This is a genomic window from Pedobacter sp. GW460-11-11-14-TSB4 (assembly GCF_059423705.1).
Genome location: NZ_JBWKYI010000001.1, coordinates 77,026 through 98,304, shown reverse-complemented (window position 1 = coordinate 98,304; position 21,279 = coordinate 77,026). Strand labels below are relative to the sequence as shown.

23 protein-coding genes and 1 pseudogene are annotated in these 21,279 nt (G+C 36.9%); 16 read left to right on the top strand and 8 right to left on the bottom strand.

Annotated features, from left to right (window positions below; genetic code table 11):
* Nucleotides 1-138 precede the first annotated feature (138 nt).
* The gene (locus AC07YT_RS00470) at nt 139-1,437 is read right to left on the bottom strand and encodes a DEAD/DEAH box helicase (protein ID WP_086546465.1); all 1,299 of its coding nucleotides are present in this window, start codon (nt 1,435-1,437) and stop codon (nt 139-141) included.
* A gap of 345 nt (nt 1,438-1,782) precedes the next feature.
* On the opposite strand from AC07YT_RS00470, the gene AC07YT_RS00465 reads away from it, so the two are divergent.
* From AC07YT_RS00465 to AC07YT_RS00450, 4 genes are all read left to right on the top strand, one after another.
* On the top strand, nt 1,783-1,947 hold the full coding sequence (locus AC07YT_RS00465) for a hypothetical protein (protein ID WP_494945118.1): 165 nt from the start codon (nt 1,783-1,785) through the stop codon (nt 1,945-1,947).
* Nucleotides 1,948-2,723: 776 nt separating this feature from the next.
* Complete coding sequence (locus tag AC07YT_RS00460; protein ID WP_086546466.1) at nt 2,724-3,746, top strand: S66 peptidase family protein; 1,023 nt, start codon at nt 2,724-2,726, stop codon at nt 3,744-3,746.
* Between the two features lie 98 nt (nt 3,747-3,844).
* On the top strand, nt 3,845-4,054 hold the full coding sequence (locus AC07YT_RS00455) for a DUF2683 family protein (RefSeq protein ID WP_086546467.1): 210 nt from the start codon (nt 3,845-3,847) through the stop codon (nt 4,052-4,054).
* On the top strand, nt 4,036-4,317 hold the full coding sequence (locus AC07YT_RS00450; protein WP_086546468.1) for a Txe/YoeB family addiction module toxin: 282 nt from the start codon (nt 4,036-4,038) through the stop codon (nt 4,315-4,317). The genes AC07YT_RS00455 and AC07YT_RS00450 overlap by 19 nt, the downstream gene beginning before the upstream one ends.
* 107 nt (nt 4,318-4,424) lie before the next feature.
* Here the strand turns inward: AC07YT_RS00450 and AC07YT_RS00445 are convergent, their stop codons facing one another.
* Nucleotides 4,425-5,741, bottom strand: coding sequence for a nicotinamide mononucleotide adenylyltransferase (locus tag AC07YT_RS00445; protein WP_086546469.1), 1,317 nt, complete (start codon nt 5,739-5,741; stop codon nt 4,425-4,427).
* Nucleotides 5,742-6,107: 366 nt separating this feature from the next.
* Nucleotides 6,108-6,542, bottom strand: coding sequence for an Hsp20/alpha crystallin family protein (locus AC07YT_RS00440; RefSeq protein WP_086546470.1), 435 nt, complete (start codon nt 6,540-6,542; stop codon nt 6,108-6,110).
* A 125-nt stretch (nt 6,543-6,667) separates the two neighbouring features.
* On the opposite strand from AC07YT_RS00440, the gene AC07YT_RS00435 reads away from it, so the two are divergent.
* On the top strand, nt 6,668-7,105 hold the full coding sequence (locus AC07YT_RS00435) for an acyl-CoA thioesterase (RefSeq protein ID WP_494945117.1): 438 nt from the start codon (nt 6,668-6,670) through the stop codon (nt 7,103-7,105).
* A 45-nt stretch (nt 7,106-7,150) separates the two neighbouring features.
* Here the strand turns inward: AC07YT_RS00435 and AC07YT_RS00430 are convergent, their stop codons facing one another.
* Together AC07YT_RS00430 and AC07YT_RS00425 are read right to left on the bottom strand one after the other, a co-directional pair.
* Complete coding sequence (locus AC07YT_RS00430; protein ID WP_086546472.1) at nt 7,151-8,554, bottom strand: FAD-binding oxidoreductase; 1,404 nt, start codon at nt 8,552-8,554, stop codon at nt 7,151-7,153.
* Nucleotide 8,555: 1 nt separating this feature from the next.
* Nucleotides 8,556-8,924 (bottom strand): dihydroneopterin aldolase, encoded by a 369-nt coding sequence (locus AC07YT_RS00425; protein WP_086546473.1) that lies wholly within the window; start codon nt 8,922-8,924, stop codon nt 8,556-8,558.
* Between the two features lie 113 nt (nt 8,925-9,037).
* On the opposite strand from AC07YT_RS00425, the gene AC07YT_RS00420 reads away from it, so the two are divergent.
* The 4 genes and pseudogenes from AC07YT_RS00420 (at nt 9,038) to AC07YT_RS00405 (ending at nt 11,570) form a co-directional block, all read left to right on the top strand.
* On the top strand, nt 9,038-10,228 hold the full coding sequence (locus AC07YT_RS00420) for an acyl-CoA dehydrogenase family protein (RefSeq protein ID WP_086546474.1): 1,191 nt from the start codon (nt 9,038-9,040) through the stop codon (nt 10,226-10,228).
* A 136-nt stretch (nt 10,229-10,364) separates the two neighbouring features.
* Nucleotides 10,365-10,765: pseudogene (locus AC07YT_RS00415) on the top strand (GxxExxY protein).
* Nucleotides 10,766-10,874: 109 nt separating this feature from the next.
* Complete coding sequence (locus tag AC07YT_RS00410; RefSeq protein ID WP_086546475.1) at nt 10,875-11,252, top strand: SRPBCC domain-containing protein; 378 nt, start codon at nt 10,875-10,877, stop codon at nt 11,250-11,252.
* A 105-nt stretch (nt 11,253-11,357) separates the two neighbouring features.
* On the top strand, nt 11,358-11,570 hold the full coding sequence (locus AC07YT_RS00405; RefSeq protein ID WP_086546476.1) for a hypothetical protein: 213 nt from the start codon (nt 11,358-11,360) through the stop codon (nt 11,568-11,570).
* Nucleotides 11,571-11,641: 71 nt separating this feature from the next.
* Here the strand turns inward: AC07YT_RS00405 and lysA are convergent, their stop codons facing one another.
* Nucleotides 11,642-12,814 carry a diaminopimelate decarboxylase gene (gene lysA / locus AC07YT_RS00400; RefSeq protein WP_086546477.1) on the bottom strand — a complete coding sequence of 391 codons (1,173 nt, stop codon included), beginning with the start codon at nt 12,812-12,814 and terminating at the stop codon, nt 11,642-11,644.
* Between the two features lie 165 nt (nt 12,815-12,979).
* On the opposite strand from lysA, the gene AC07YT_RS00395 reads away from it, so the two are divergent.
* Nucleotides 12,980-13,144, top strand: coding sequence for a hypothetical protein (locus AC07YT_RS00395; RefSeq protein ID WP_158273013.1), 165 nt, complete (start codon nt 12,980-12,982; stop codon nt 13,142-13,144).
* Here the strand turns inward: AC07YT_RS00395 and AC07YT_RS00390 are convergent.
* Complete coding sequence (locus AC07YT_RS00390) at nt 13,133-14,446, bottom strand: aspartate kinase (RefSeq protein ID WP_086546478.1); 1,314 nt, start codon at nt 14,444-14,446, stop codon at nt 13,133-13,135. The two genes, AC07YT_RS00395 and AC07YT_RS00390, sit on opposite strands and share 12 nt — an antisense overlap.
* 183 nt (nt 14,447-14,629) lie before the next feature.
* On the opposite strand from AC07YT_RS00390, the gene AC07YT_RS00385 reads away from it, so the two are divergent.
* On the top strand, nt 14,630-16,366 hold the full coding sequence (locus AC07YT_RS00385; protein WP_086546479.1) for a phospho-sugar mutase: 1,737 nt from the start codon (nt 14,630-14,632) through the stop codon (nt 16,364-16,366).
* 157 nt (nt 16,367-16,523) lie between these two features.
* On the opposite strand, the gene AC07YT_RS00380 is transcribed toward AC07YT_RS00385, so the two are convergent.
* Nucleotides 16,524-17,255, bottom strand: coding sequence for a hypothetical protein (locus AC07YT_RS00380; protein ID WP_145954243.1), 732 nt, complete (start codon nt 17,253-17,255; stop codon nt 16,524-16,526).
* A gap of 327 nt (nt 17,256-17,582) precedes the next feature.
* On the opposite strand from AC07YT_RS00380, the gene AC07YT_RS00375 reads away from it, so the two are divergent.
* The 5 genes from AC07YT_RS00375 (at nt 17,583) to AC07YT_RS00355 (ending at nt 21,218) form a co-directional block, all read left to right on the top strand.
* Nucleotides 17,583-17,867 (top strand): hypothetical protein, encoded by a 285-nt coding sequence (locus AC07YT_RS00375; RefSeq protein WP_145954244.1) that lies wholly within the window; start codon nt 17,583-17,585, stop codon nt 17,865-17,867.
* Nucleotides 17,868-18,021: 154 nt separating this feature from the next.
* Entirely contained in the window at nt 18,022-18,792 is a 771-nt protein-coding gene (locus tag AC07YT_RS00370; protein WP_086546482.1) for an MbnP family protein, read from the top strand.
* A gap of 27 nt (nt 18,793-18,819) precedes the next feature.
* Nucleotides 18,820-19,830: a cytochrome-c peroxidase gene (locus AC07YT_RS00365; RefSeq protein ID WP_494945116.1), complete on the top strand. Its 1,011-nt coding sequence runs from the start codon at nt 18,820-18,822 to the stop codon at nt 19,828-19,830.
* Complete coding sequence (locus AC07YT_RS00360; protein WP_086546484.1) at nt 19,793-20,770, top strand: transporter; 978 nt, start codon at nt 19,793-19,795, stop codon at nt 20,768-20,770. The genes AC07YT_RS00365 and AC07YT_RS00360 overlap by 38 nt, the downstream gene beginning before the upstream one ends.
* 10 nt (nt 20,771-20,780) lie before the next feature.
* Complete coding sequence (locus tag AC07YT_RS00355; protein ID WP_086546485.1) at nt 20,781-21,218, top strand: hypothetical protein; 438 nt, start codon at nt 20,781-20,783, stop codon at nt 21,216-21,218.
* Nucleotides 21,219-21,279: the final 61 nt, after the last annotated feature.

The window sequence follows — 21,279 nt, the reverse complement described above, 5'->3', positions numbered from 1 at the left end:
AGAGATTAACAAAAAGCTCCCCGGATTAATTTCCGGGGAGCTTTTTTATATATTCAAAGCACTGCGTCATGCTGAACTTGTTTCAGCATCTTTATTGGCAGAATGGACCCTGAAATAAATTCAGGGTGACGCCCTTTGTTAAGACAAGCCCTTCTTATTTTTATAAGTCATTTTGGCCTTTGTACCCGCGCTGTAATTGTAGTTTTTTAAATTACTGGCTTTCTTTTCATGAAAAGCAGCACCTCGTTCGGAAGTTTCGTCTTCTTCAGCACCCTTCTTTTTCTTCGGTTTCGCGGCTGCATCAACTACTTTCAAATCTTCAGGTAATTCCATTACTTCCAATTTCTGACCAATGGCTTGCTCAATTTTTTTCACCTCAATCAATTCGATATCGGTAGAAAATGTAATGGCCACCACATCTTCATCGCCATGTTTAACAATGCGCTGAATTAGTGTTTCTTTCTGCTCAGGTAATTCAAAATGCAGGATAAAAGGAATCCCTTCAATATTAAGTTCGCCTAAATTCTCGTTGGCTACAATTAAAACCCTTGCATCCGGATTATCTTTAAAGTCTTCAATATCATCATAACCTTTATCATCAAAAAACAGCGAACGGTAAATACTGATCTCCCCTTCCTTATGCTGATTAAAGTTCTTGTAAACTGTTTGTGCGGTTAAACGTGTATTGACAAAAACCACCACTTTATCAAAAACTTCGGTATCGTTTAATAATAAAGTTAACAGGTTAAGTTTGGTCCTGAAATTAGGCACCTGATAAAGCATCTGCTGATAAACTTCCGCTTGCTTTTCGCCAATTTCATCTACTTCAATTGTGGTAGTAGAATCTTTCATAAAAGGCGAAATCATATGGTTCAGTTTCTCGTGCATAACCTCAGTAAACACCACATGCTGAGACTTATAAGCGCTGTTGGCTAATTCTACAACCGGCAACTGTAAGCCTTTTTTAACAATAAGCTCTGCATTATCTACAATGAACAATTGTATTTTATTGGTATTTAAGGCTAATTTAAGGTACAATGCACGAGCCCGGTCAGGCACTGCAACAATAATATCACAGCCATCTGTAATCTCATTCATTTGTGTATCAACAGCACCACGGCTGTCAATTCCTAAAATCCTGAAGGTACTGTTCCGGTTCAATAATTTAAATTGCTCCAAAACATGATCTACATGTTCTGCATCTGGCACTAAAATTAAAGCTCTTGGTGCTTCCTCAAATGCATACTTCAACTTCATTAAAGTAGCTAAAACATAAGTTGTTGTTTTTCCCGACCCCTCTGGTCCTACCGCTATAACATCTTGTCCACCTAAAATGCGCGACATTGTTCTGGCTTGGATTTCTTTTGGCGTTAAAAATCCTGCATCAGTCATGGCCGCTACAAGTGGTTTGCTGAGTTTTAATTTATCTAAAGACACAATTACTATTTTAATGTTTGAACTGCAAATATCCTTAAAATAATTAGCTTTTCTGAAATTGAATTTAAAGGCTTCAAAACGGATGGGACAAGTTCCAGAATAAATTTGCTCGGTTTTCCAATTTATCCAATCAAAAATAAGCCATTTTTTAGCAGGTTTATTTGGCTAGAGCTTTCATTTCCAATAAAACAATCATCCACATGAAAAATTATTTTACTGAAAATGAATCAGTTGAAATATTTATTAAAATAAATACTACTAAATCTATAGATATTATATACTTATTTCTATATTTGCTCAACATTAATCATTAACAAAAAATATGTTGAACAATTAAACGCTAAAATGATGTCGATTTATTTTCAATACCCAGCTATAGATGACTATCCGAAACTCATTTATCCCTTACAAACCGGAACAGATGAACAAGCGTTTGCACAGGATGAAGATAGCTTAAATAAAGAACAGATTTTAGAATTAAGAGATTATTTGGCATTAAAGCAATTATAAAAACAGGGCCAGTTGACCGATTGGAAGGTTGGAGTTTCATAAACTCTTTACGATGGTTCGAATCCATTACTAGGCCGCAAAGTGTATCTCATAGCACTTTACCCTGATTCTGCTCAATCAGGCAAGATTTGGTTATCTTATATTTGTTTTGTTGTTAGCAAAGGCTATCCGCGATGGATAGCCTTTAATTTTTTAACTCTCCAGCAGCTCATCTCTTATTGCCTTAGATGGTATTTCTTAATAGTGAGTAATTATTAAGCAGTTTTGTTATCATTAAGGAGTTAAGAAAGTTAAGGTTTGGAAATGGGTTCTTTCATGTACTTAACCTCTTAAGGTGTGCGATATAGTGAAGCTTTGGCCCTTAAGGAATTCACAACAATTAAGTTAGACAGTATTTTTAAATTGTTTAGAAGCGCAATTGCAGTGCTCATCGTGAGGGCTTCTTCCTGCTGTCCGCTTCAATCTTTTTGGAAAAATTTCCGAAAATAGAACATAATGGTGCCAAAAAGTATTTCCGCTCCCATCAGGGCTATTGAGCAGATACAACGATTTAAAATGTCATTTCGCGGACAGTGAATAGGATAACATTTATTTTTTTTCAAAATCTCAAAACATTTTATTTCATTCTTGGTTATTTATATAATTCACATTATACTAATCTTTTACAGATTAATTTGTTTGGTTTAAAAAGGGATTTATGGATATAAATCCCTTTTCTTTTATGCAAATATTTTAAATCATATCTTAGCCCAATCAATATCACACCTATACTTTAGATGAACAGAAAACATTTCCTTTCTTCGTTTATTGCAGCCACAACTGTACTTCCTGCTTTTAAAACACTCGCCAATACCATTGAAAGTGAATCTTCGTCATTTAAAATTCCCCCGCATTTAAAACCTGGTGATTGTATTGGGATTACAAGTCCGGCAGGGTACATTACTCAAGCGCAAATCCAGCCTTCCGTTTTACAAATGCAGAGCTGGGGATTTACCATAAAAGTTGGCAATACCATTGGTAAACGCAATTTTACCTACGGCGGAACGGATGAGGAACGGCTAGCTGATTTTCAACAAATGCTTGATGATCCAACAATTAAAGCAATTATGTGTGCCCGCGGTGGTTATGGTTTTGTACGGATTATCGATAAATTAGATTTCTCTTCATTTAAAAGAAACCCAAAATGGATTATTGGTTTTAGTGACATCACCGTTTTGCATTGTCACCTGTCCAGAAATTATGGCATTGCCTCTATTCATGCTAAAATGTGTAATAGTTTCCCCGATGACTGGAGTAAAGCTGAACCCATACAGATTGAAACGATCCTATCTATTAAAAATGCAATAATCGGTGAACAAATGGGCTATATTGCTCCTGTTAATATCAATAACAGATTAGGCAAGGTTGATGGTGTTTTAGTTGGGGGAAACCTGAGTATTATCGAAACTTTGGCTGGTAGCGATTCCGATTTAGATACCAAAGGTAAAATCCTTTTCATCGAAGATACCGGCGAATACCTCTACAGTATCGATAGAATGTTATGGAATTTAAAACGCAGTGGCAAACTAAAAAACCTTAAGGGATTAATTGTTGGTGGCTTTAAAGTTAAACCTGATGATGAGGGGGAAGAATTTGGCAAAACTATTTATGATATCGTTCTAGAAAAAGTAAAGGAATACAGCTATCCTGTTGCTTTTGATTTTCCTGTGGGGCACCAGCGAAACAACTTCGCTTTAAAGTGTGGTGTAAACCATACTTTCATCGTAAACGAAACAGGCTCAACGCTAAGAAGTATTTAATTTCTAATGTTTTAGGGAAGTAATTTTAAGAAAAATGCAAGCCGGGTAATTGAACAGTTGATTAAATAATTTCGTATTTTTGATTTAAAATAAATGTTATGACTATAATCGCACATCCTAAAAATAAAAAGCAGGAGATTGCAATCGAGGCAGTTTTAAAAGCTTTAAATGTTTCTTTTCAAAAAGAAGAGGATAGCCCTTATAATCCTGAATTTGTAGAAAAGGTAAAAGCAAGATCAGTTAGTGCTGAAAAAGGTAATGTAATTAGGATTAAAGACCCCAAAAATATATGGGAAAGTATTTTATAGAAGTTGAAAAACTAGCAAAAAAAGACCTAGAAATACATTATAAATCTGGAGATAAGCCCTCAATCAGAAGAATCAACCAAATTTTCATTGAATTATCAGAACACCCGGAAATAGGAATTGGGAAACCTGAAAAATTAAAATTCGATTTATCTGGTTTTTGGTCGAGGCAGATAAACCGAAAAGACAGGTTGATCTATAAAATAGAAGAAAACATAGTTACTGTAACCATCATCTCAGCGCTTGGCCACTATGGTGATAAGTAACTGATTTTTCAATCAGAGTACAATAAAAAATTATATTAGCTAATTAAAATGTGCTGATCCTGATACACAAATCGCCGCAGCAATACGCATGACAAGCAATCCGCACGCTAAACGGTCTTCACTTCGTCTTCGCTATAATCCTTAATATCAGTAATATATCCGTTAATCAAAAGAAAATCAAACAAGGGTTTTGCTTCTGGTGTAACCGGCATATTTTCAGTGGTAATTACCTGATTGGTCTTTTTATCCAGGAAAGGATAAGCAAATAAACGCACATTGGTATTAAACATATCGTTCACGTAGCTTAATAACTGACCTGAATAATTTTCGCCGCTAAAGTTTTTAGCGTTGAATACAAATTTTAAGTTGTTGATGTTCGTAGCTAAACCAACACTTTTGGGTTTACACCTGGCCAGGTATTTAGCAAGACGGTTGTGTCGGGTAAAATTAGAAACGATAACAATATTCCCGGTATCGCACATTTCCTGAGCGCGTTTAGCCACTGCTTCTAAATCGATATCATCTGGCGTTTCTTGTGCATCGGTTAACACATTAGTTAATAAAACCTCTATCATTACCGCCAGGTTTCCTTCTTCTACTTTGTTTGTACGCTTAAACTGATCGGTGGCTTTATTAAACAGATTAAAGTTAGGTAATGATTTCTGACCGTATTTGGTCCTTAAAATCATGATATCCTTTTTATACAAAAGATCTTTAGCCTGGCGAGGGTGCGCATCCGAATCGAAAATCGCAGCTGCCGAGAAATCTTTCATAATCATATACAAATTAAGCAGAATATTGTCTACACCTGGAAAAGCCGGTCCTTTAACCGAAATCAGATCGATTTCTACCGAACCTATGGTTAAGTTATCGGCGAGCGATTCTACCATCAGTTTGGGATCCTGGTAATGGTAAAATGCAGCATAAAGTAAGTTTACACCAATAATACCCAAAACCCTTTGCTGCATGTTTACATCGGTATCCAGCAAACGCACATGAAAAAATATCTCATTAGGCAATCCTCCGGGCTCATTTTGGAAACGGATTCCAACCCAGCCATGTGGTTCGTTTGTACGTTTGTAATTTAGGGTTGTTACCGTATCTGCGAAGGCAAAAAAGGTACGGCTTTCGTATTTTTCGCCTGATAAACGTTCGTTAAGTAAACCAAATTCGTGATCGAGCATCTGTAAAAGCCTGTTCTGACTCACATAACGACCATTCGTCTCCGCTCCATAGATGGCATCGCTAAAAGTCATATCGTAAGCCGACATGGTTTTGGCAACTGTTCCGGATGCTGCACCAGCATTAAAAAAATTTCTTGAAACTTCTTGTCCCGCTCCTATTTCGGCAAAAGTGCCGTAAATTCTCGGGTCAAGATTTATTTTAAGTGCTTTACGCTTCGTATCCAGAATTTCTCTCTCCATGCCGCAAAAGTACAAAAAATTGAGATTAAGCTAATTTTAAGAATGTAACTTAAAATCAATCTAAATACTTAAGCAATGATATACCTCGCGACGCAACGTCATTTCTGCTGAAGCACAGTGAAATAGAGAACTCTAATGCCTTTATTCAACTATACAGATTTCTCCACTGCGGTCGAAATGAAGATTTTACTCCAAAAAAACAAGGTTAATGCCATCCAGCATTAACCTTATAAAACCTAAACTTAAACTATTATGAAACCTGCATCAATTCTCCATTACATCTACCTCAAATCCACCTGATGCAAGTCTCATAACCTTTGAAAAAACTAAACTATTATGAAAAATCCTCTCCCGAGAAAATCTTAATTACGATACTACAATTTCTTTGTGTTGCAATTTAGCATCGTCTTTTTTACTGATATTGATCGATAAAATACCGTCTTTATATTCGGCAGTAATGTTATCACCATCAGCGCTATCTGGTAAATTAAATGATCTTGCAAATGAGCTATAATCAAATTCTTTACGTGTAAAATCTTTAGCTACCTGGATTTCTTCTTTTTTAACTTCTGCCCAAACTGAAAGGGTATCTTTCTTTAAATTGATTTGAAAATCTTCTTTTTTCAAACCTGGAGCAGCTAACTCAATAACATACGCGGTTTCATTTTCATAAATATTCACATTTGGCGATTTATCAACCATTTTGTTTTTACTTACTGCATCGCTAAACAATGAATCAAAAACATTGTTAAAGTAAGGAGCTGTGTTACGGGTTCTGTTGTTAAAATTTACTAGTGTCATATCGCTTATTCTTTATTTTTTTTAATTTTTAAATTGATAATACACCTTATTCAACTTACATACCAAAGCAAATATTTATGATTTTTAAGACATTTTGGCAAAATAAATCCAAATCAAAAGACAAATTGGCAGAAATAAAGAATTTCTCAGACAAATTCAACTATAAAACCAATGTCCATTTGCGCTTTATTGATTTCGATATGATGGGTCATGTAAACAACTCGGTCTACTTTACCTATCTGGAAATTGCCAGAACTAAATACTGGGAAGAAATTATAAAGTGGGATTGGAAGAAAACAGGTATTGTAATCGCCCATGCTGAATTAGATTACATTCTGCCTATTGTAATGAATGATAAAATTGCCATCCATGTCAAAACATCGAGAATTGGCAACACGAGCTTCGACTTAGACTATCAGATTGTTAAAATAAAAGGAGCCGAAGAAATAATATGCAGTAAAGGAAAAACGGTTTGCATTGCTGTTGATTATGCAACAGGCAAACCAACTGAATTACCAGAAGAAGAGAAGCGAAAAATGTTAGATTTTGAACAATTAGCATGATAAAGTAATCGTCACCCTAAAAACAAGTTCAGGGTGACGAAAAAATTAATCAGGCATAATCTTCCCTGGATTTAATATCCCCTTAGGATCGAAAATATTTTTAATGCCCCTCATTAAATTCAGGTGGATTTCAGAATATTTAATTGGCATAAACTCCTTTTGCACCAGACCGATTCCATGTTCGCCCGATAATGTTCCACCCAAAGCAGTGGTTAATTCGAATATTTCAGCAATACCGAACTTAAGTTTATTTTTCCAGTCCTCATCACTCATGCCGGCTTTTATAATATTTACGTGTAAGTTTCCATCACCTGCGTGACCGTAGCAAACACTTTCAAAACCATATTTGGCACCAATTTCTTTAATTCCATTAACGAGTTTAGGTAAAGCTGCCCGCGGCACAACGGTATCTTCCTCTTTATACACCGAGTTTGATTTAACCGATTCGGCCATGGTTCTGCGCATGCGCCACAATTCTTCTTTTTGAGCAGCAGTATCAGCAAATAACACTTCCGTACAGTTGTGCTCTTCTAAAACAATATTGGTTTTCTCGCAGTTTTTAAAAATATCGTCCAAATCATCTCCATCAAACTCAATCATCAACAACGCAGCAACATCATCTTTTAAATCGAACTTAATATCATCGAATTTAATTACCCACTCCACTCCTTTCCGCTCCATAAACTCCAATGCCGATGGGGTTACCCCTGCCCTAAAAATTGCAGAAACAGCTGCGCATGCATCTTCATTAGTGCTAAAAGAGCCCATCATTAAAACAGACTGGCTCGGTTTTGGCAGTAATTTGGTCACGATTTTAGTCACCACAGCCAGTGTACCTTCTGATCCGATCATTAACTGCGTTAAGTTATAACCCGATGCATATTTTAAAGTATTGGCACCTGTCCATATAATGTCGCCATTAGGCAGAACCACTTCAAGGTTTAAAATATACTCGCGTATGGTTCCATATTTTACTACCCTCGGTCCACCAGAACCATGGGCTACATTGCCACCGATAAAGCAAGATCCTTTACTGCTTGGATCAACGGGATAGAGAAGTCCTTTTTCGGCTACCGCATTGATAAATTCCTCGGTAATTACGCCCGGCTCAACTGTAGCCTGCAGGTTTTCGGTATCAATATCAAGAATGGCCTTAAATTTCTCCATCGATAAAGAAATACCGCCATAAATCGGCAAAGCTGCACCGCTCAAACCTGTTCCACCTCCACGTGGCGTAACCGGTACATGGTGTGCATTACAGATTTTCAATAAAGCAGAAACCTCTTCGGGTGTTGTTGGCTTTACGACAACCTCTGGCTGATAACGCAAATCCTCGGTTTCATCATGACTGTAATTTTCTAAACTATCAGCATCAGTAAAAACTTTCTCTGCTCCAACAGCAGCTTTAATTTCTGCTAAAATTTCAGGATTTATCTTTGTAAAATTCATTTTAATTGGCTGATGTATAAGTAAGTTTAACAAAAGAATGTCCGATCTGGCCCGGCATTGGTGGATTTAATTTCTTCATACTCACCTGTACAGTTTCAACAAAAGGGTACAATTCAATTACTTTCAAAATGATATTCTTCAAAACGGTTTCTAAAAGCTTCTGTGTATGCTTCATTTCTCCGATAATGATAGCGTTCAAATCTTCATAATTAACAGTCTGCCCCAGTTCATCATCAAAACCTTGCGGTGTAAATTCTGTTTCAAGATCGACAACAAAATGATTTCCAATAAGTTGCTCTTCCGGATAATACCCATGTAAGGCAAAGCATTTTACATCTTTTAACGCTACGGTTTGTTTGAAATGGCTCATGTATGTTTTGTATGCTGCAAAATTAATTTTTTATTCATGAATATAATGCCCCTTGTCGTAAATTGTTACCTTTGAAATTAACGCGATTTCTTAACCAGATAACACGAAATTACATGAGCAAATCAGCAAAAAAGGACCTGTACGAGGCACCAGACTATTATTTATTAGACGAATTGTTAACCGATGAGCACAAATTAATCCGTGCCACGGCCAGAGATTGGGTAAAAAAAGAAGTAAGTCCGATTATTGAAGATTATGCGCAAAAAGCAGAATTTCCAAAACATTTAATAAAAGGTTTGGCCGATATTGGTGCCTTTGGCCCTACTATTCCGGTTGAATATGGTGGTGCAGGGCTAGATTATACAGCTTATGGCATTTTAATGCAGGAAATAGAACGGGGTGATTCTGGAATCCGTTCTACTGCATCTGTTCAGGGTTCATTGGTAATGTATCCAATTTATGCATATGGTTCTGAAGAACAACGTAAAAAATATCTCCCTAAACTAGCCAGTGGCGAAATGATGGGTTGTTTCGGATTAACAGAACCAGATCATGGTTCCAATCCGGGTGGCATGGTAACCAATATTAAAGATGCTGGTAGCCATTACATTTTAAACGGCGCAAAAATGTGGATCAGTAATGCTCCATTTGCCGATATTGCAGTGGTTTGGGCAAAAGACGAATCTGGAAAAATAAGGGGATTGATCGTAGAGCGGGGAATGGAAGGTTTTTCAACACCAGAAACACATCATAAATGGAGTTTACGAGCATCTGCTACAGGTGAGCTGGTTTTTGACAATGTCAAAGTACCCAAAGAAAATATTTTCCCTGAAATCAGTGGATTAAAAGGCCCCTTAGGCTGCTTAAATCAGGCCCGTTATGGTATTGCCTGGGGTGCACTGGGCGCAGCAATGGACTGTTATGATACCGCTTTACGTTATTCGAAAGAGCGTGTTCAGTTTGGGAAACCGATTGGCGGTTTTCAGTTACAACAAAAGAAATTGGCCGAAATGGTGACTGAAATTACCAAAGGTCAGCTATTGGTTTGGCGCTTGGGTGTATTGAAAAGTGAAAACAGGGCCTCAGCAGAGCAAATATCGATGGCGAAGAGAAACAGTGTGGAAATTGCACTCGATATTGCACGTAATGCCCGCCAAATGCTTGGTGGAATGGGCATTACAGGCGAATACTCTATTATGCGCCACATGATGAACCTGGAATCGGTTGTTACCTACGAAGGAACACATGACATACATTTACTCATTACCGGAATGGATGTAACCGGATTAAATGCATTTAAATAACAACAGGAAGACAAAGATTTAAGGATTTTCATGATACCTAAACCCATAAAATAGATAAGCAACAACTGAAGTTGGTAAATTAAATAGTTTTATCCCTAACTATTGTCTTGAACCAAGTCTAAACGACACGCTCAAGATGGACATAGATGAGATAAACTACAAAATAAACGGCTGTGCCATGAAGGTACATAACACCTTAGGAAATGGTTTTCAGGAAGTTATTTATCAACATTGTTTAGCTATTGAATTAAAAATGCGGGATTAAAATTTAAGAGAGAAGTTGAACAAGCCATATTCTACAACACCATTGAAGTTGGGAAAAGAAGAGCAGATTTTATTATTGAGCATCTGGTGGTAGTAGAAATCAAAGCCATCATAAATCTTGAAAATGTGCACTTGGCTCAAGCTAAAAATTATGTCGTAGCTTATGGGTTTTCTATAGGATTATTAATTAATTTTGGCGCCACAAGCCTTCAATTTAAAAAGATATACAATCCTGCAATAAATAAATATAGATCAGGATTAAACAAGATTTAAAAGACGGGCATGATGATGCATACTTAATCTTAATAATAAATTAACGGGATTTGATTTTTAACGAACAATAATCTTGAAAATCATTAAATCCCAAAAATCACGATACAGAATGGACTTTAAAAAATACACCTACATACCTGCCCCACCAGAAGAAGTTTATTTAGCACTTACCAAAGAAACCAGCATAAAGTTATGGACTGGCGCCGAAGTTGAATTTGAAGAAGCACCTGAAACTGAATTCTCTTTCTGGGACGGGGACATTACGGGCAAAAATATTGAGTTTGTTTACGGTAAACAGATTGTACAGCAATGGTATTTTGGAGAAGAAAACGAACCTTCTATTGTAACCATCAAACTTCATGAAGATAAAAAAGGAACTTCGTTAGAGTTTAAACAAACCAACATTCCCGATGAAGACTACAAAGATTTTACTGAAGGAATCCAGGAATATTTCCTTGGAGGATTGGTAGATTTCTTTGACGAATAAATTAGCCGAAATTTAAAGGTAGCGAGTAAGCTTTCTTCAGGTTATAAATTCTAATAAAAACTTATCGAAGCCTTTACTGTTCTGATATAAATAGAATCAAATATCATGAACAGAACATTAGGACTTGTATTAATCGTTGTGGGCATTGCCATGCTCATCTGGACAGGCTTTACTTATACCAAAAAAGAAAAACTAGTTGATGCCGGCCCCATTCAAATATCTGCCGACAGAGAAAAAGCTGTTAACTGGCCACCATATGTGGGTGGTATTATTTTAGTAGCTGGTGTATTTGTATTGGTGGCTTCGAAGAAGAAATAAGAAGTTTGTCATGCTGAGCCTGTCGAAGAACTTTAAAGCATTTCAACAGGCTCAATGTGACATCAGAACATCTATATCTCCGAACTATAAACTGATCTTATCGCGTCTCTTAAGTTATATTTTGAAGCCATTACTTCTCCATAAGCACCTGCACTACGGATGGCAAAAATATCGCCCCTAAAAGATTCTGGTTGCTCTACCTCTTTGCCAAAACAATCGGTACTTTCGCAAATCGGTCCTACAATATCATATTTTAGAGCAGTAGACTCCGGACTTCCGACTTCAGACTTCCGACTTAAATTTTCGATTTTGTGATAAGCCTGATACAATGCCGGACGCATTAATTCTGTCATACCTGCATCTAAAACCACAAAGTTTTTCTTCTTTCCGTTTTTAATGTAGAGTACTCTGGTAATTAACGATGCCGATTGGCCAACTAAAGCTCGTCCCAATTCAAAATGCACTTCCTGGCCAGGTTTAACCGTCAAAAACTCACTAAAAATTTTAAAGTAAGATTTGAAATCCGGAATCTGGTGATCAGGATTATGATAATCGATACCTAAACCACCGCCAACGTTTAATACCTGAAGGTTAAATCCTTTATCTTCAAACCATGCTGCAAACTCGTTAACACGAACGCAAAGATTTTTATAAACATCCAGATTGGTAATTTGTGAACCAATATGAAAGTGGATTCCGATAAATTTAAGATTTGGTGAAGCTTTTAAGGTATCGGCACATTCAGGCAAATCCCATGAATTAATCCCGAATTTATTTTCATCCAAACCAGTGGTAATGTTATGGTGTGTATGTGCATCAACATTAGGATTGATACGGATAGCCACCTGAGCAGTTTTACCCTTTTTACCGGCAAGTTCATTTAAAACTTCTAACTCCTGAATAGATTCTACGTTAAAACAGAAAATATCCAGATCTAAGGCCTCATTAATTTCCTTATCAGATTTACCCACTCCGGCAAATACAATTTTTTTATGGTCAAAGCCCACTTCAACTGCTCTTCTTACCTCACCCGCACTCACACAGTCTGCACCAAAACCAATTTCTTTGATTTGGTTTAACAGCACACTATTGAAATTCGCTTTTAGTGCATAATGGATATGAAATTGATATGGAGCCGCTGCATCTGCACAAGTGCGCAAGGTTTTTTGCAACAGATCGGTATCGTAGTAGTAAAAAGGCGTTTCAATATTGTTAAACTTTGATATATCTTTATCGGCGAACATGTTCAAATTCCTTATTATAATTTTAATTTTATTCTTTGGGCTAATTTATTTGGGTAACTACCTGGATTTAAAGCATGGAAGAATTACCCAGAAACAATACAATGGTAAAATCCGATTTTTTATCGTGTTACTTTTCATTGTACTGTTCCTCTTATTTATCAAAAAATGAAGATAGCAGCTGCCATATTTATTGTTCTTATCCTTTCTGCAGGATTGTATAACTCCTACAAAAAATATAAAAACGGATTATTACCATCAAGCTTTCTGGCTTTTCACTTCCTTATCGGATTGCTGGTCATCATCGGCGCCTTTTTCCTCTTATTCGAATAATCTATTGTGCAGACTTCTTAAAGCCTCCGTTTTATATTCGCTTAATATTAACAGCGAAACGTTATAGTTGCTACCTCCGTAAGAAATCATACGGATCGGAATGTGTTTTAAACCTTCCAAAACCCTGCTGGCAAAACCATGTTTCTCCGAACCGAAATCGCCCACCACACATACAATACTGTGGTTGGTATCTACTTCTACTGTTCCGAAACTTTCCAGTTCTTCGATAATTTGTGGTAAATGGGCTGTCTCGTCGATGGTTAACGATACGGCCACCTCAGAAGTGGTAATCATATCGATCGGTGTTTTGTAACGCTCAAAAACCTCAAAAACCCTACGTAAGAAACCATAAGCCAGCAACATACGACTCGATTGAATGCGGATCGCTGTAATGCCATCTTTAGCAGCTATTGATTTAATTTTACCTCTTTCGCTATCATGGGTAATCAAAGTACCCGCTGCAGAAGGTTCCATGGTGTTTAACAGACGCACCGGAATTTTATATTTCTGTGCAGGAAAAACGGATTGAGGGTGTAAAATTTTCGCACCAAAATAGGCCAGCTCGGCTGCTTCATCAAAAGATAATTGCGCAATTGGCTTGGTTCCCTTAACAATACGCGGATCGTTGTTGTGCATGCCGTCGATATCCGTCCAGATTTGAACTTCTTCAGCCAGGATTGCCGCACCCAATAAAGAGGCAGTATAATCACTTCCGCCACGACGCAGGTTATCTACTTCACCAAAACTATTGCGGCAGATGTATCCTTGTGTGATGAATAATTTATTGTCTTTATGTTGCTCCAACAAAGGTGTTAAGTGCTTTGTGGTAAAAGGAATATCAGGTTCGTTATCTTCATCCGTTTTCATAAAATCTAAAGCAGGTAATAATACCGATGGTACACCGATCGACTTCAAATAGATATGATATAATGTTGTAGACAATAATTCGCCCTGAGCCAACACTACTTTCTCTTCAATTGAAGTGAAAATATCATTTGCCAATCCGGCTAAGAAACCGAAGTGATAATCGATTACTTCATTTCCCTGCTCCTGGAATTCGGCTGCAGGCAATAACTCAACAACAAAAGTTTTATATTTTTGATATAGATTTTCGACGCACTCGCTTCCCTTCTTCTTATCTCCAGCTAAAAAATAATTTGCAATTTCTACTAAACTATTTGTAGTACCAGACACGGCTGATAAAACTACAATCTGCTCTTCATTTGGATTAATGATATCCAACAACTTCGTCATGCGCTCAGGACTACCTACAGAGGTACCCCCAAATTTTAATATTTTCATTTTAATACTGGAATATGTAATTTTCTTTATTATTGTATCGGGGCGTGAAATTAAACAAAAGCAGCTTAAAAGCAACACCCTCAACAAAATAAAATTTGGATGAGTTGAAATAAATACGTTTCAAACAAACATCATTCATTAAAATTTGTTCAACACCAGATATTAAATTTAAAAAACAGCTCAATGCAGGCAATTGACCAATCAACGCAAGCCACAATTAATCAGTGGTTAAGTGGAAATTACGATGAAAATACCAAGGCAGAAATTCAGGCCCTTGTAGATAAAGATGCAACTACCGAATTAACAGATGCATTTTACAGAAGTTTAGAATTTGGAACAGGTGGTTTACGTGGTATTATGGGTGCCGGCTCTAACCGGATTAATAAATACACCATTGGAACGGCAACACAGGGATTAGCCAATTATTTAAACAACAAATACCCTAATGAAAAAATCAAGGTGGCCATTGCACACGATAGCCGCAACAATTCCGATTATTTCGCTAAAATTACAGCTGATGTTTTCTCCGCAAACGGCATCCACGTTTATTTCTTCTCCGCATTAAGACCAACCCCTGAACTTTCTTTCGCAGTGCGCCATTTTGGTTGCAAAAGCGGCGTGATGCTTACAGCGTCACATAACCCTAAAGAATATAATGGTTATAAGGCGTATGGTGCTGATGGTGGCCAGTTTACTTCTCCTGATGATAAGTTAGTGATTGATGAAGTAAATAAGATTAAAAATATTGATGAAGTTAAATTCGACCGTGTTGAGGCCAATATCGAGTTGATTGGCGAAGAGGTTGATAAACTTTATTTAGACGGCATTACCGCACTTTCAATCTCACCAGAAGCGATTAAAAGACAACACGATTTAAAAATTGTATACTCGCCTATCCACGGGACTGGGATTACCCTGGTTCCTAAAGCCCTGGCACAATTTGGTTTTACCAATGTAACTTTAGTTGAAGAGCAAAGTACACCAGACGGAAATTTCCCAACAGTGGTATATCCTAACCCTGAGGAAAAAGATGCTTTGACTTTAGCAATGAATAAAGCAAAGGAAATTGATGCTGATTTAGTTTTGGCTACTGATCCTGATGCTGACCGTGTAGGTATTGCCGTAAAAGATAATAATGGCGAATGGGTATTGCTTAACGGAAACCAAACCGGATGTTTATTAATTAACTATCTTTTATCAGCCTGGGAAGCTAACGGAAAACTGGATGGCAATCAGTTTATTGTGAAAACCATTGTAACTTCTAATTTGATTGAAGAAATCGCTAAGAAAAAAGATGTTACTTATTACAATACCTTAACAGGGTTTAAATACATCGGTCAGTTAATGACGGAGTTAGAAGGCAAAAAATACTTTATCGGTGGTGGTGAAGAAAGTTATGGTTACCTGATCGGTGATTTGGTTCGCGATAAAGATGCTGTAGTTTCTGCAGCCTTCATTTCTGAAATGACCGCTTATTACAAAGATAAAGGTGCAAGTTTATACAATGCTTTACTGGATATGTATGTTGAGTATGGATTGTACAAAGAAGATTTAGTTTCGCTGACCAAAAAAGGTAAATCTGGTGCTGAAGAAATTAAAGCCATGATGGTTAAATTCAGGGAAAACCCTCCTGCCACATTAGGCGGTTCTAAAGTTTCGGTACTGAAAGATTACGAATTAAGTCAGGAAACAGATTTAACAACCGGAAAAGTAAGCAAACTGGATTATCCAACTTCTGATGTTTTACAGTTTATTACGGAGGATGGCAGTATTGTTTCAGCCCGTCCGAGTGGAACAGAGCCAAAAATTAAATTCTATTGCAGCGTAAATGCACCATTAGCTGATCGGAAAGATTTTGAATCGGTTAACGCGCAACTTGGCGATAAAATCAAAGCGGTGATGGCTGATTTGCAGGCTTAATTTTAACCACAGATATGAGGATTAACACAGATGAAATCATTCATCTGTGTTTTTTATTTTGTGTCATCCGATTGCTATCGGATTTATTTCAGGGTCATAATATCAGAAAAGATGCTGAAATAAATTCAGCATGACAATTGCGTTTTAATCTTAACTTTTAATCAATCAGCTGCTTTACATTTTTCTTAGAAATATAAATAATAGCCGATTGGCTTTTCTGGGCAGATAAATATCTTCCTGTTTTTTTATCATGAATGCTTCTTCCTGCAGAAACGTACAATTTTCCTGATTTATCTACATGCAAATTATTGATCTGGTTATCAAATGGGACCTGCAATATTTTTGATGTGCCATTTTTAAAAACCTCGATATCGCTTTTTAATACGTAACTCGACATCGAACTTCCAGCTATGGGTTCTAAATTCTCTTTTAGTTTAATTTTCTCTTGATTATCCAGATAAATCGTGGCGAACTCCTGAAATCTTTGTTCTGAAATACGGTATTTACTGCACCAATCCCAGGTAAATCCTTTATCTAAACTAAAAGATTGACTAAAAGTGGCCAATTGCAGGTTATCTTTAGTTCGAAAGCTGTTTGATTGCAGGGCGAAAATGGTATCCTTAAAGGATAGAAAACCATAAATGGGTTGATTGTTAACTTTTGTTTTTCGCCAGGTTTTTCCTTTATCAGTGCTTTGATAAATCTCAGTCAGTGTAGATACCATTAGCGTATCATCAATATCCCCGTAAACAGCATGGGCTTCTCTCCCACCTGCAATTTCAATCATGGTCCAGTTTGGATCATTGAATGTAGGGGTCACCTCCGGCACTTCTTTTTTGGCGCATGATGACAATACCATCATCACCGCGATAGTTTTAATTAATTTCATAGGTTTCATTTTTGTGTAAGGCAAGATAATTAAAAAAATCAATTAACTAAAAACACAGGTGAAATTAGCTACAAAGAAGTGGGAATAATAAATTTTCCGTCTCCATTTTAATTCAGTAGCAAAACAACTTGAATTTCAACATCTTTCTCTGTGTTCATCTTTAAAAATCAGCAGTTAAATTTATCTACATGTTTTTCTTTGCTGCAACCAATTTCTTTAATACTTTTGCAGCGCAATACCATGTTCAAAAAATTCTTAATATATCTTATCGTTACTTGCATCGTTTCTAATGGCGCCATGCAACTGGTTATATATTCTGGTTATAAAATGAACAAAGAATACATTACAAGTGTATTTTGTATTAACAAAGAACATCCTGAATTACATTGTGATGGACAGTGTTTCCTCGCCAAAAAATTAAAAGACCTCGAAGGTAAAAATAAACAGGCCCAGGAAAACCTGAAAAGAGTTGCAGAGGCTGAGCCCAGGTTTCAGACTTTAGCAATAAATCATCATCTTCCTTATTTCATTATTACTTCCGAAAATCTTTACATCGAAAAACCGGTTAAAGACCTTTCCATCTCTATTTTTCATCCACCGAAAACGGTTTAAGTAAATCTTTTTTTTTTGCGATCGTCACCCTGATCCGAGTTATCGGATTTATTTCAGGGTCTATCATGTATTTTCATTAAGATGCTGAACTGAATTCAGCATGACGACCCCTATTAAAATTTCTTAAATATTTTACTTATCCAATTTTCTTAAAATGAAATTATCACAATACTTTTTGGCATTATTATGCCCTGTTATCATATTATCTTCTTGTAAAAAAAGCACTGACGAAGTTACAGCAGATACTAAATCTACTTTCACTATTGAATTTGAAAACCAGGTAAACGGAAGTCCCTTAGTTTTAAATAGCACCACTTATAAAAATGCCAAAGGCGAAGATTTTAAAATCAATGTTTTTAAATACTATGTAAGTAATATTAAATTAAGCAAGGCTGACGGAACAACTTATTTAATTCCAGAGAGTTATTTCTTAATCGATGCAGCCAAGGAAGAATCGACTAACATTACCTTAAAAGATGTACCAACAGGCGATTATACCAAAATTGAATATACAATCGGTGTAGATTATGCCCGTAATTTCGCAGGTGCACAAACAGGGGCTTTAGATCCGATCAACGGCATGTTCTGGACATGGAACAGCGGTTACATATTCGTTAAACTGGAAGGAACTTCGCCGCAATCGCCGGCAACCGGAAACGCACTTACCTTCCATATTGGCGGTGTTATCGATCCAAATAATACAATCAGAACATTCGCTACCGAAATTAATGCCGCAAACCCACTTCGTGTCAGAACCGATGGGAAACCAAATATGCATTTCAAGGTAAATGCCGCTGCATTATTTACAGGTAAAACCGATGTCAGTTTTTCTGCTTTATATTTCACCATGGGTGGGACAAATTCTGTAATTGTAGCCAATAACTATGCAAATGGCTTATTTCGTTTAGATCATATCCACAACTAAATGTTAAGGAAAATAACTGTCTTCGCAATGCTTTTTTTAAGCATTGCGTTGATGTATGCCTGTAGCAAGAATGAAGAAGAAGTAACTCCGGAAGAAAAGAAAATTACCTTTTCAATTCCTGCCAACTTCCCTGCTCCGGCATATAATTTCGAAGACAATAAATTAAGCAATGCGGGTTTTGCGCTTGGTAAAAAATTATTTTACGATGCCCGATTGTCGGCTGATAAAAGTGTTTCCTGCGGAAGTTGCCATCAGCAATTTGCGGCATTTACACAACTCGACCATAAGGTAAGCCATGGTGTAAACAACTGTCAGGGAAAGCGTAATACCCCTCCGCTTTTTAACCTGGCCTGGCAAAAAGCATTCTTCTGGGATGGTGGTGTAAAAAACATCGAAACCTCACCATTAAATGCCATTACCGACGCCTGCGAAATGGGAACGGATATTGAAACCATCATTGCATTTCTGAAAAATACAGCACCATATCCTGATTTATTTAAACAGGCATTTGGTTCAACAGCAATTAATTCGCAGTTGATCTTAAAATCGATTACCCAATTTACGGCAGTATTGGTTTCGGGCAATTCGAAATACGATAAAGTAATACGTAAAGAGAATGGCACTGCTTTTACATCTGCAGAACTGGCTGGTTATAACCTGTTCAAAGAAAAATGCACCTCTTGTCATGCAGAGCCATTTTTTACCGATTTTTCTTATCGCAGTAATGGCTTGGATCTGGTAAGTACAGACGAAGGACGATCGCACATTACCGGCGTAGCTTCAGACTTTGGGAAATTCCGTGTACCTACTTTACGCAATATCGAATATACCAGTCCCTACATGCACGATGGTCGATTTTACAGCTTAGATGAGGTTTTAGAACATTACAATTCGGGGGTAAAAGCCTCAACCAATCTAGATGCGCAATTGAAAAGCGGAATTCCTTTAAACACCACAGAAAAAGAGCAGATTAAAGCCTTTTTAAAAACATTAACAGACAATGAATTTATCAAAAACACATTATACAGCGAGTCCTAAGCTATTAATTCTGGTTTTCCTCCTCATGAGCGGCCAGGTTTTCGCCTGCGACATTTGCGGCTGTTTCATGGGCATCACGCCTTATTATAATCGCAACAGTATCAGTCTTTTGTATCGCTACCGCTCCTTTAGTGGTTATGAAGGACAATCACACGCCTTATTCCCTAATGGAGGAAGTTTCTTTATTCCCGCACGAAGTCAGGATTCGCCAATAACTAATCACGCAGGTAATCCCGGTGATTATGAGCTTTACCGCTCTTTAGAAATCAGGGGAAAATATTTCATCAATAGCAAACTCGAAATCAATGCGATTTTACCTTATGTTTCTAACAGCGAGCGCTACAACGGTTATACTTCTTCTATCTCAAGCATTGGCGATATCAACCTGTATGCTGGTTATCACCTCGTTCAAAAACTTGAGGATAATTTCAAACAACAATTAATTGCCGGAGCAGGAATAAAATTACCGACAGGTAAAAATGATTTCAAAAATACAGCAGGTATCCGTTATTCCTCACTGATGCAAGCCGGAACAGGAAGTACAGACGGTTTTGTATACCTGAACTACATGGTCGGCTTGGGTAAATTTGGGGCAAGTTTAAACACCTCTTACAAGGTTAACGGAACGAATAACCGAGACGAAGGCATCGCCAACAGTACCACTAGTTTTCTGAATATTTTTTATACACAAAGAATCGGTAAAGATGTTCAGATCATGCCTTCAGCACAGTTTTTTTATGAATATTCTGGCGGAGAAAAGTACAAAGGACAAAAAACCGGAGAACATGTGATGAATAACCTGATGGGTGGTGCTGGCATAGATGTTTTTTATAAGAATGTAGCCTTAAATGCTGGCGTGCAAAAGAATATCTGGGAAGCTGAAACCGATCATCCAATGAGTGCAGGAAAGGTTTACGTTGGCCTTACTTATAATTTTTAAATCAAAGCATATGAACAGATTAAATATTGCAATGCTATGTTTGGTAACGGCTACGTTTATTTCATGCAAAACAGAACCTGATGCCAAAGCAGTTCGCCAGGAAGTGTTAAACATCCATGATAAATTAATGATTGATGGCGAAAAAGTAATCAAAAATAAAATGAAATTAGATACCCTCCTGGTGTCTGATCAGATTAAACTTTCTCCGGATTCAGCTTTACAAAAGCAAAAAATTAGCGATCTAATCACTCGGTTAAATGCTGCTGATGAAAAGATGATGGATTGGATGCATTTCTTTAAAGATGATTTTAAAGGAAAAACAGAACAAGAAGATCTGAGCTATTACAAATCTGAAATGGTGAAAATCAGGGCTGTTGAAGATAGCTATATTAAGGTTACCAGAGCATCAGATTCGTTGATCAAAATATATCAGTTAAAACAAAAATAATTACAAAGTCGGAGGTCAGGGGTCCGAAGTCAGAAGATGTGGAGTTTAGCAATTGAATTTC

Coding starts and splice junctions, on each gene's coding strand:
- AC07YT_RS00465 (WP_494945118.1), top strand. CDS start 1,783: ATGATGTCGATTTATTTTCAATACCCAGCTATAGATGACTATCCGAAA.
- AC07YT_RS00460 (WP_086546466.1), top strand. CDS start 2,724: ATGAACAGAAAACATTTCCTTTCTTCGTTTATTGCAGCCACAACTGTA.
- AC07YT_RS00455 (WP_086546467.1), top strand. CDS start 3,845: ATGACTATAATCGCACATCCTAAAAATAAAAAGCAGGAGATTGCAATC.
- AC07YT_RS00450 (WP_086546468.1), top strand. CDS start 4,036: ATGGGAAAGTATTTTATAGAAGTTGAAAAACTAGCAAAAAAAGACCTA.
- AC07YT_RS00445 (WP_086546469.1), bottom strand. CDS start 5,741: ATGGAGAGAGAAATTCTGGATACGAAGCGTAAAGCACTTAAAATAAAT.
- AC07YT_RS00440 (WP_086546470.1), bottom strand. CDS start 6,542: ATGACACTAGTAAATTTTAACAACAGAACCCGTAACACAGCTCCTTAC.
- AC07YT_RS00430 (WP_086546472.1), bottom strand. CDS start 8,554: ATGAATTTTACAAAGATAAATCCTGAAATTTTAGCAGAAATTAAAGCT.
- AC07YT_RS00425 (WP_086546473.1), bottom strand. CDS start 8,924: ATGAGCCATTTCAAACAAACCGTAGCGTTAAAAGATGTAAAATGCTTT.
- AC07YT_RS00420 (WP_086546474.1), top strand. CDS start 9,038: ATGAGCAAATCAGCAAAAAAGGACCTGTACGAGGCACCAGACTATTAT.
- AC07YT_RS00410 (WP_086546475.1), top strand. CDS start 10,875: ATGGACTTTAAAAAATACACCTACATACCTGCCCCACCAGAAGAAGTT.
- AC07YT_RS00405 (WP_086546476.1), top strand. CDS start 11,358: ATGAACAGAACATTAGGACTTGTATTAATCGTTGTGGGCATTGCCATG.
- lysA (WP_086546477.1), bottom strand. CDS start 12,814: ATGTTCGCCGATAAAGATATATCAAAGTTTAACAATATTGAAACGCCT.
- AC07YT_RS00395 (WP_158273013.1), top strand. CDS start 12,980: ATGAAGATAGCAGCTGCCATATTTATTGTTCTTATCCTTTCTGCAGGA.
- AC07YT_RS00390 (WP_086546478.1), bottom strand. CDS start 14,446: ATGAAAATATTAAAATTTGGGGGTACCTCTGTAGGTAGTCCTGAGCGC.
- AC07YT_RS00385 (WP_086546479.1), top strand. CDS start 14,630: ATGCAGGCAATTGACCAATCAACGCAAGCCACAATTAATCAGTGGTTA.
- AC07YT_RS00380 (WP_145954243.1), bottom strand. CDS start 17,255: ATGAAATTAATTAAAACTATCGCGGTGATGATGGTATTGTCATCATGC.
- AC07YT_RS00375 (WP_145954244.1), top strand. CDS start 17,583: ATGAACAAAGAATACATTACAAGTGTATTTTGTATTAACAAAGAACAT.
- AC07YT_RS00370 (WP_086546482.1), top strand. CDS start 18,022: ATGAAATTATCACAATACTTTTTGGCATTATTATGCCCTGTTATCATA.
- AC07YT_RS00365 (WP_494945116.1), top strand. CDS start 18,820: ATGCTTTTTTTAAGCATTGCGTTGATGTATGCCTGTAGCAAGAATGAA.
- AC07YT_RS00360 (WP_086546484.1), top strand. CDS start 19,793: ATGAATTTATCAAAAACACATTATACAGCGAGTCCTAAGCTATTAATT.
- AC07YT_RS00355 (WP_086546485.1), top strand. CDS start 20,781: ATGAACAGATTAAATATTGCAATGCTATGTTTGGTAACGGCTACGTTT.